This window comes from Nocardia farcinica (assembly GCF_029867845.1).
In the GTDB taxonomy this organism is placed as follows: Bacteria; Actinomycetota; Actinomycetes; order Mycobacteriales; family Mycobacteriaceae; genus Nocardia; species Nocardia farcinica_A.
Map to the genome: position 1 here is coordinate 1 of NZ_JARWRU010000787.1, position 8887 is coordinate 8887.

Annotated in this window: 8 protein-coding genes and 1 pseudogene; 4 read left to right on the forward strand and 5 right to left on the reverse strand. The window is 70.5% G+C overall.

Going from position 1 to position 8887, the window contains the following annotated elements; all coding sequences use genetic code 11:
- Positions 1-142: 142 nt before the first annotated feature.
- Both glyA and QH283_RS17235 read right to left on the reverse strand, forming a co-directional pair.
- Positions 143-1438, reverse strand: a complete 1296-nt coding sequence (glyA, locus tag QH283_RS17230; RefSeq protein ID WP_280504012.1) for a serine hydroxymethyltransferase — start codon at positions 1436-1438, stop codon at positions 143-145.
- A 9-nt stretch (positions 1439-1447) separates the two neighbouring features.
- Positions 1448-2047, reverse strand: a complete 600-nt coding sequence (locus QH283_RS17235; protein ID WP_280504013.1) for a TetR/AcrR family transcriptional regulator — start codon at positions 2045-2047, stop codon at positions 1448-1450.
- A 164-nt stretch (positions 2048-2211) separates the two neighbouring features.
- On the opposite strand from QH283_RS17235, the gene QH283_RS17240 reads away from it, so the two are divergent.
- A complete protein-coding gene (locus tag QH283_RS17240) occupies positions 2212-2664 on the forward strand; it encodes a PaaI family thioesterase (protein ID WP_280504014.1) in 453 nt (150 codons plus the stop codon).
- A gap of 91 nt (positions 2665-2755) precedes the next feature.
- On the opposite strand, the gene QH283_RS17245 is transcribed toward QH283_RS17240, so the two are convergent.
- Positions 2756-3967, reverse strand: coding sequence for a DUF885 domain-containing protein (locus tag QH283_RS17245; RefSeq protein ID WP_280504015.1), 1212 nt, complete (start codon positions 3965-3967; stop codon positions 2756-2758).
- A 191-nt stretch (positions 3968-4158) separates the two neighbouring features.
- Here QH283_RS17245 and coaA point away from each other — a divergent pair, with 191 nt between their 5' ends.
- On the forward strand, positions 4159-5091 hold the full coding sequence (gene coaA, locus QH283_RS17250) for a type I pantothenate kinase (RefSeq protein WP_280504016.1): 933 nt from the start codon (positions 4159-4161) through the stop codon (positions 5089-5091).
- A gap of 27 nt (positions 5092-5118) precedes the next feature.
- Here the strand turns inward: coaA and QH283_RS17255 are convergent, their stop codons facing one another.
- A complete protein-coding gene (locus QH283_RS17255) occupies positions 5119-5907 on the reverse strand; it encodes an isoprenyl transferase (protein WP_280504017.1) in 789 nt (262 codons plus the stop codon).
- A gap of 200 nt (positions 5908-6107) precedes the next feature.
- Here QH283_RS17255 and trhA point away from each other — a divergent pair, with 200 nt between their 5' ends.
- Both trhA and QH283_RS17265 read left to right on the forward strand, forming a co-directional pair.
- Entirely contained in the window at positions 6108-6731 is a 624-nt protein-coding gene (gene trhA / locus QH283_RS17260) for a PAQR family membrane homeostasis protein TrhA (RefSeq protein WP_280504019.1), read from the forward strand.
- Between the two features lie 157 nt (positions 6732-6888).
- Positions 6889-8511: an adenylate/guanylate cyclase domain-containing protein gene (locus tag QH283_RS17265; protein ID WP_280504018.1), complete on the forward strand. Its 1623-nt coding sequence runs from the start codon at positions 6889-6891 to the stop codon at positions 8509-8511.
- Between the two features lie 101 nt (positions 8512-8612).
- Here the strand turns inward: QH283_RS17265 and QH283_RS17270 are convergent.
- Positions 8613-8887 (reverse strand): annotated as a pseudogene (locus QH283_RS17270) (hypothetical protein); the annotation flags it as partial.

Sequence of the window (8887 nt, forward strand, 5' to 3'; positions counted from 1 at the left end):
CGACCCCCCGCCGCCCCCGCCGCCCCCCGCGCCCCCCCGCCGGCCGGCTGCCGCCGCCCCGTTTCGCGTCGCGGGAGGACCGCTCGCCACAACTGCCCGCCGCGCGGCCGCCTGACCCGTGCCAGGCTGCCGCGCGGATGCGTCAGCCCAGCAGGCGCCAGTCCTCGAGGCCCTGGTAGAGCGGGACGCTCTGAGCCAGCTTCGACACCCGGCCGCGCAGGGTCTGCACGTCCGAGCCGCCGACCAGCGCGGTGGCGATGATGTCGGCGACCTCGGTGAACTCGGTGTCGCCGAAACCGCGGGTGGACAGCGCCGCGGTGCCGATGCGCAGGCCGGAGGTCACCATCGGCGGACGCGGGTCGAAGGGCACCGCGTTGCGGTTGACGGTGATGCCGATCTCGTGCAGCAGGTCCTCGCCCTGCTGGCCGTCGAGCTCGGAGCTGCGCAGATCGACCAGCACCAGGTGCACGTCGGTGCCGCCGGTGAGCACGGTGATGCCCTTGGCGGCGACGTCGTCGGCCATCAGGCGCTCGGCGAGGATCTTCGCGCCCGACAGCGTGCGCGCCTGACGGTCGCGGAACTCCTCGGTGCCCGCGATCTTGAAGGCCACGGCCTTGGCGGCGATGGCGTGCATGAGCGGGCCGCCCTGCTGGCCGGGGAAGACCGCGCTGTTGATCTTCTTGGCGAACTCCTGCTTGGCCAGGATCAGGCCGGAGCGGGGGCCGCCGAGAGTCTTGTGCACGGTGGAGGAGACGATGTCGGCGTAGGGCACCGGCGAGGGGTGCAGGCCCGCGGCGACCAGACCGGCGAAGTGCGCCATGTCCACCCACAGGTAGGCGCCCACCTCGTCGGCGATCTCGCGGAAGGCGGCGAAGTCCTGGTGCCGCGGGTAGGCCGACCAGCCCGCCACGATCACCTTCGGCTTGGACTCGAGGGCGATGGTGCGCACCTCGTCCATGTCGACGCGGTGGTCTTCCTTGCTCACGCCGTAGGAGTGCACCTCGTAGAGCTTGCCGGAGAAGTTCAGCCGCATGCCGTGGGTCAGGTGACCGCCGTGCGCCAGATCCAGGCCGAGCATCCGATCGCCGGGGCTCAGCAGCGACATCAGCACCGCGGCGTTGGCCTGCGCGCCGGAATGCGGCTGGACGTTGGCGAATTCGGCGCCGAAGAGCTCCTTGGCGCGCTCGCGCGCGAGGTTCTCCACCACGTCGACGTTTTCGCAGCCGCCGTAGTAGCGCCTGCCGGGGTAACCTTCGGCGTACTTGTTGGTCAGCACGCTGCCCTGGGCCTGCAGCACCGCGCGCGGCACGAAGTTCTCCGAGGCGATCATCTCGAGAGTGTCGCGCTCGCGGGCGAGTTCGCCTGCCATCGCGGCCGCGAGCTCGGGATCGAGCTCACCGAGAGACTGGGTATTGACAGAGGCGGTCGTCTGCGTCACCGGTTCAGTCTATGGTGGCCCGGCCGCGGCGCTTCCATGGGGTTGGCGCGCCCGCTCGGCCGCGAGCAGCACCCGCAGGTTCTCCTCGGCCTCGACGAGCGGCCGCGTCGATTTGACCGCTCGCGCGACGAGCATCGCGCCCTCGACCGAGCCGACGAGGAAGCCGGCCAGCGAGCGCGCCCGATCGGCCGGGATGCCGGTGCTCGCCAGCGCCTGCGCCAGCCGCGTGGTCCAGTCCTCGAACATGCGGGCGGCGGCGGCCTGCACGGCCGGTTCGGTCTCGGCCAGGGCCGCGCTCGCGACCGGGCAGCCCGCGCCGAAGTCGCCGGACTCGATCAGCCGGGTGGCCCAGCGCACCAGACCCGCCAGCCAGTCCTCGGGCTCGCCCTCGGCGGTGACGCGGTCGATGTAGGCCGACAGACGTGCGCCCGCGACGAGCGTGGCGGTTTCGATCAGCTCGCCCTTGCCCGCGGGGAAGTGCTGGTAGAGCGAGTTGCGTGAGGTGCCGGTGCGGGCGAGCAGGGTGGCCAGGCCCGCGCCCTCCACACCGCGCTCGCGCACCAGGGCGATGGCGCCCTCGATCAGCCGGTCCCGCGGTCTCGTGCGCATCCGACTCCCCTGTCCATCCGTGCCGTCGTCGAAGGTGTCGGCCTACCGAACCACGTCGCCGCCCGTGCCGCCACAGCGGTTGTGTCCACAGCGGTTGCGTGAACCGATCGGTCCATGATGCAATTCTAGCGACGTGAACCGATCGGTTCATCGAAAGGACCGACATGACCTCCACCGACAAGGTCGACCTCGCCGCGCTGTCCGGCCTCGAACTGCTCCGCACCGCGTTCTCCCGGCCCGGACGGCCGCCGTTCATCGGCGACCTGCTCGGCATGGAGATCGTGGAGATCGAACACGGCCACGTGGTCTTCGCCCTGCGCACCCGCCAGGACTTCGCCAACCCGCTCGGCACCACGCACGGCGGCATCTGCGCCACCCTGCTCGACTCGGTCATGGGATGCGCGGTGCACACCACGCTGGAGGCAGGCGTCGGTTACACGACGCTGGAACTGAAGGTCAACTACATCCGCTCGGCGCCCACCGACGGCCGCAGGCTCACGGCCACCGGCGACACCATCCACGTGGGCCGCCGCACCGCGACCGCCGAGGGCAGGGTCGTCGACGAAGACGGCAAGCTCGTCGCCCACGCGACCACCACCTGCGCGATCTTCCGCTGAACTCGCCGCGGCACACGACTGCCGGGGCGCGATCGGCCGCCGACAGCGCCGACCGGCCGATGCGACGCCGAAGTCACCGCCGCGGGCCCGCTCAGGCCGCCGCGACCAGCTCCCGGCGCACCGCCGCCGGGGTGAGCGGCTCGTCGAGCAGGCGACGGAACCGCTCACCGCGCTCTCCGGCGTCGGCGACGCGGTCGAGCCAGCCGCCGAGCAGTTTGTAGCCCTCCACGTAGGTGGAGATGTAGGCCCGCCACAGCGGCGAGGACAGGAAGCGCAGCTGCTGGCGGGCGCGGTCGGCGGTGACCAGGCTCCAGCGCTGCAGGAACTGCGCGACCTCGCTCTCGTCGCGGCCTCGGTCGTGCAGCAGCAGCGCGGCGTCCTGGCGGACGGTCAGCAGCTTGGCCGAGGCGCGCGAGAGGCGCTGGGCGCGTTCGCCGTCGAAGCGCAGGCCAAGGTCGGCGTAGATCTCCTGCGCCCACAGCCCCCAGTCCGGGCCCACGATCGAGCGCAGCGCCAGATCGGCCAGCCCCTCGGCCATCAGACACTGCGGGGTGTTGACCAGGAACAACGTCTGCTCGGCCTGCCCGGCGGCCACCAGGCCCGCCTCCTTGCGGCAGTGCTCGGTGTGGTGACCGGGATAGGACTCGTGCGCGATCAGGTGCGGCAGGTGTGACATGTGCTGTTTGAGATCGGCGTTGATCGCCACCCGCGAGTGGTAGTTGCCCAGGTAATAGTTGAAGCCCGACCACGGCTTGTCGCCGACCACCTCGTAGGTCACGTGCTCGTGGTCGGGCAGCGGGTAGCGCTCGCGCACCTTCTCCCGCAACGCGCTGGAGAACGCCTCCACGCAGGCCGCCAGCCGCTCCGGCGGGATCTCCTCGGCGCGGCGGTGCGCGGCGATGCGCTCGGCCAGCATGCCCTCGCCCGCGAGCACCTCGTCCATCTGCCGGTGCGCGTCCAGATACTCCTCGACGTCGCCCGGCGCGATATCCACGTCGAAATAGGCGCGCACCTCCTCGACGAAGCCGATCTCGTCGCCGGCGAATTTGCGCGCCGAGCATTCCAGCGCGCGCAGGTGGGCGTCGAGGAATTCCACCCGCTCCGGCGCGAGCCCGGAATCGGGGAGTTCCGAATGCAATTCGGCGGCCCGCCGGGCGAGCTCGCGGGGCTGCGGCGCCGGCGCGTTCGCCACCTCGCGACGCAGTTGCGGATCGCCGGTGTAGGCGTCGACGAAACCCTCTTCGAGACGGTCGAACTCCAGACCGAGCCGCAGATAGCCGGTCACCAACGGGTGCGCATCCATGCAGGCGACGATACTGCGCGAGCGCCGCGCTGTCCGGCCGGTGTACCTGGGGTTACCTTCCGGTAGCCCCACCCCCTTTCTCCCGCCGGGAAGGCCGGGAGGAGAATCCGCCTATGCGGCGAGAGCTGGTCCGGAAGTCACAGTGCCCCCACGGCATGTGTGCGTGTTTGCCGAAACGGAGCGTCGGGTAAGTGGCACGAATGAGCGAGCCGAGCCCCTATGTGGAATTCGACCGTAAGCAGTGGCGAACACTGCGCAACTCGGCTCCACTGGTGCTCACCGAGGAAGAACTGACCGGCCTGCGCGGCCTGGGCGAACAGATCGACCTCGAGGAGGTCGCCGAGGTCTACCTCCCGCTCGCTCGTCTGATACACCTCCAAGTCGCCGCACGACAGCGGCTTTTCGCGGCCACCGCGACCTTCCTCGGCGAGAAGCACCCGGATCGCCAGGTGCCCTTCGTCATCGGCGTGGCGGGCAGCGTGGCGGTCGGCAAGTCGACCACGGCCCGCGTGTTGCAGGCGTTGCTGGCGCGCTGGGAGCACCATCCGAGAGTGGATCTGGTCACCACCGACGGATTCCTCTACCCCACCGCCGAACTCACCCGTCGCGGCATCATGCACCGCAAGGGTTTCCCGGAGAGCTACGACCGCCGCAAACTGCTGCGATTCGTCACCGAGGTCAAGTCGGGCGCCGAGGAGGTGTGCGCGCCGGTCTACTCGCACATCTCCTACGACATCGTGCCCGGGGAGATGCACTGTGTGCACCAGCCCGACATCCTCATCGTCGAGGGCCTGAACGTCTTGCAGACCGGCCCCCGGCTGATGGTCTCGGACCTGTTCGACTTCTCCATCTACGTCGACGCGCGCATCGAGGACATCGAGAAGTGGTACATCCAGCGCTTTCTCGCCCTGCGCAAGACGGCCTTCGCCGATCCGAACGCCCACTTCCACCACTACGCCGATCTGACCGACGAGCAGGCCACGATGGCCGCCAAGGAGATCTGGCATTCGACCAACCGGCCGAATCTGGTGGAGAACATCCTGCCGACCCGCCCGCGCGCCACCCTGGTGCTGCGCAAGGACTCCGATCACAGCATCAATCGGCTGCGCCTGCGCAAGCTCTGAGGCCGCGCCGGGCGCTGTGGCGGGAGCTCAGACGCCGAAGCGGCGGTGCCGTGCGGCGTAGTCGCGCAGCGCGCGCAGGAAGTCGACCTTGCGGAACTCCGGCCAGTAGACCTCGGTGAACCAGATCTCGGAGTAGGCGCTCTGCCACAGCAGGAAGCCCGACAGCCGCTGCTCGCCGGAGGTGCGGATGACCAGGTCGGGATCGGGCTGGCCGGAGGTGTAGAGGTGCTGGCCGATGGCGTTGACGGTGATCGACTGCACCAGGTCCTCGCCGGTCTCGCCCGCGGCGATCTCCTGGCGGACCAGCGAGCGCACCGCGTCGGCGATCTCCTGCCTGCCGCCGTAGCCGACGGCCACGTTGACGTGCACGCCGCGCCGGTCTTCGGTCTGCTCGGCGGCGGTGCGCAGGCGCTTGGCGACCAGTTCCGGCAGGCCGGCCAGCGAGCCGACGATGCGCACGCTCCAGTCCCGGTCGATGGCCGACAGTTCCTCGACCACGTCGGTGATGACCTCGAAGAGGGTCTCGAGTTCCTCCGGGTCGCGCTGCAAGTTCTCGGTGGAGAGCAGGTAGACGGTGACCATCTCGATGCCCGCCTGCGAACACCACTCGACCAGTTCGGCGATCTTCAGGGCCCCGACCCGGTGGCCGTGGCTGACATCGGTGAATCCGTTCTCGCGAGCCCAGCGTCTATTGCCGTCGCACATCACGGCGACATGGCGGGGATGCTGTTTTCCGGCCAGCTGTTTGGACAATCTGGCCTCGTAGATGCGATACGGAAGCGCACGCACCCGTTTTCCGAACTCCACGGCGACCAACAGTACGCCTCATCGCCGCGAACGCAGCAGCGGCGGCGATCACAGTGCGGCGCCGTGGTCTCAGGGGTAAACCTACGGTAGCGTAAGTTACTCATCGGTTATGAGGGAGGAACGTCGTGTCCGACGCCACCGACAACACCGAGGCGGCTCTGCTGGGCGCCTCCCCCGCCGAAGCCGTCGACGCCCTGGCCAAACCGAGCATGCGCGGGTGGATCCACACCTGGGCGCTGGCCGTCTCCGCGGTCGCGGTCGCGGTGCTGGTCTACGCCGCGGCGGGGGTCTCCGCCGCCGCGGGCTGGTCGACACTGGTCTACGGCGTCACGGTCTGCCTGCTGTTCGGCATCAGCGCCGTCTACCACCGGGTGACCTGGCGATCGCCGCGCACCAGGATCAGGATGAAACGCGCCGACCACTCGATGATCTTCCTGTTCATCGCGGGCAGCTACACCCCGTTCGCGGTGCTCGGCCTGCCCGAGAGCACCGGCCGCATCCTGCTCGCGGTGGTCTGGAGCGGCGCGCTGGCCGGCGTGGCGCTCAAACTGCTGTGGCCCACCGCGCCCGCCTTGGTCGGCGTGCCGCTGTATCTGATCCTCGGCTGGGCGATCGTGCCGGTGGCCGCGACACTGCTGCACGCCATCGGCTGGGCCCCGCTGATCCTGCTCGCCCTCGGCGGCGTGCTCTACAGTGTCGGCGCGGTCCTCTACGCCACCAAGTGGCCCAACCCGTGGCCCGCGGTGTTCGGCCACCACGAGTTCTTCCACGCCGCGACCGTGCTGGCCGCGCTGTGTCACTACATCGCCATCTGGCTGGTGGTGCTGCGCTGAGCGGCGGCGAAGTCCTTCGGGGATGGCGATATCCCCGAGAGTGGCGATGTCGGTGAGGGTGATGACGCGGCCCACTATGCTGACTTGTCGTGTCCCCCCAGTGCCGCACGTCACCGCGTGATCGCACGCGCATGTTGCGAACGGGCGTGCACTGGTCGTGATCGCCGAGCTCGTCGCGTGGGCGCTGCGGGCCCGCTGGGGATTGGCCGCCGTGGTCACCACCGCCAACCTGGCCGGTGTCGCCGCCATCCTGGTCCAACTGTGGCTCAACGGTTTCCTCGGCCGGGTCGGTCCCGACTGGCCGCACACCCTCGTCCTGCTGTCGATCTACCCGGCGCTCGGCCTGGTGACCGGCATCGTGCTGGCCTACCGTGACCGCACCGTCAACCTGGGCTGGCTCGACCAGACCAGACGCCCGACCCCCGAGGAGGCGCAGCGGCTGCTGCGGCTGCCGATCGTGGTCTCCGCCCGCGCGCTGGCCCTGTGGATTCCCGGTGTGGTCATCTCCGTCTCGCTGTTCGCCCAGTTCACCCCCGACAATCATCCCGCCGTCTCCACGGCGGTCATCACCATCGGCGCCTTCGAGTCGGCGGCGCTGACCTTCCTCATCGTCGACCGCATGACCCGGCCCGCGGTGCCGGTGGTGGCCAGGGTGCTCGGCGCGACCATGCACTGGAGTTCCTCGGTGCTGTCGCGGGTGCTGGTCACCTGGGCGGTGTCGGGCGCGCTGCCGCTGCTCATGCTGATCGTGGTGCTCGCCGACCCGGTGCCGGCCGAGAACGACCAGATCAACACGGCCATCTTCCTGTCCGGGGCAGGCATCGCCGTCGGCGCGCTTGCCACCGCCTTCCTCGCCCGCTCGGTCGCCACCCCGATGCGCACGCTGCGTCAGGCGCTGGAACGGATCAGCGCGGGCGAGACCGATGTGCGGGTGCCGGTCGGCAGCGCCAGCGAGATCGGGCGGCTGGAGAACTCGGTGAACGCGCTGGCGGAGAACCTGCGCGAGCGCGAGCGGATGCGAGCGGTCTTCGGCAGGCACGTCGGGCCCGAGGTGGCCGAGCGCGCGCTCGCGGGCGGAGCCAGGTTGACCGGCGACGTACGCACCGTCTCGGCGCTGTTCGTCGACGTCACCGGCTCGGTGACGCTGTCGCGGCAGCTGGCGCCGGAGGAGTTCGTGGCCAAGCTGAACCGACTGCTGGCCATCGTGGTGGCGGCCACCGAGGACAACGACGGCCTGGTGAACAAATTCGAGGGCGATGCCGCGCTGTGCGTGTTCGGCGCGCCGGTCGCCCTCGGTGACGACGCCACCGCCGCGCTGCGCGCGGCCCGCCGCATCCGCGACGAGGTGCTCGCCGCGGGCGAACTCGACATCGGTATCGGCGTGGCCCGCGGCCCGGTCTTCGCGGGCGACGTCGGCACCGCGAGCAGACTGGAGTACACCGTCATCGGCGACGCGGTGAACGAGGCCGCCCGTCTGACCACCGAGGCCAAGCAGGCCCCGCGCCGCATCCTGGTCAGCGGCTCGCTCATCGAGGCCGCCGCTCCCGAAGAGCAGGTGCGCTGGACGGTCCACGAACGCATCCTGCTGCGGGGCATGACCGAGCCCACCGCCACCTGGACCGACTTCGACGTCACCGTCCAGGACCCCGACGAGGACCGCGTCGTGGACCGTGACGAGCGCGGCCACCAGGCAGGCGCGCCCGACCTGGTGGCGACCGAGCCCTCCGACAGCGGGATCACCGAGATCCGCTCGGCCACACCGGAAGACGAGCGGCCCTAGCCACAGGTCCCCTTTGCCCACAGGCCCCCTTGCTCACAGGCCCCTGACCCGACAGGCCAACGGGCCAACGGGCCAACGGGCCAACGGCTACAGCGCAGCCGCTAACCGGCGAGCGACTTGCGCAGCTCATCGGCGGCGGTGACCGGCAGGTCGCAGACCGACCCGCGGCACACGTAGGCCGCCGCGTCCGATCCGACCGGACCGCGATCGGCCAGCAGCGGGACCGAGCCCGCTGGACCGGCGACGATCACCGCCCCGCCGGGTGCGGCGGCGGGGGCGGCCGCGAGCAGGTCCGCGCCCGCTGCCGGGTCGTCCCCGGGCGTGGCGACAGCGACCTGGACGGGGCCGCGCAGCGCGGCCTCGGCGACGGCCAGCC

Coding starts and splice junctions, on each gene's coding strand:
- QH283_RS17245 (WP_280504015.1), bottom strand. CDS start 3,967: ATGGATGCGCACCCGTTGGTGACCGGCTATCTGCGGCTCGGTCTGGAG.
- trhA (WP_280504019.1), top strand. CDS start 6,108: ATGCGCGGGTGGATCCACACCTGGGCGCTGGCCGTCTCCGCGGTCGCG.
- QH283_RS17240 (WP_280504014.1), top strand. CDS start 2,212: ATGACCTCCACCGACAAGGTCGACCTCGCCGCGCTGTCCGGCCTCGAA.
- QH283_RS17235 (WP_280504013.1), bottom strand. CDS start 2,047: ATGCGCACGAGACCGCGGGACCGGCTGATCGAGGGCGCCATCGCCCTG.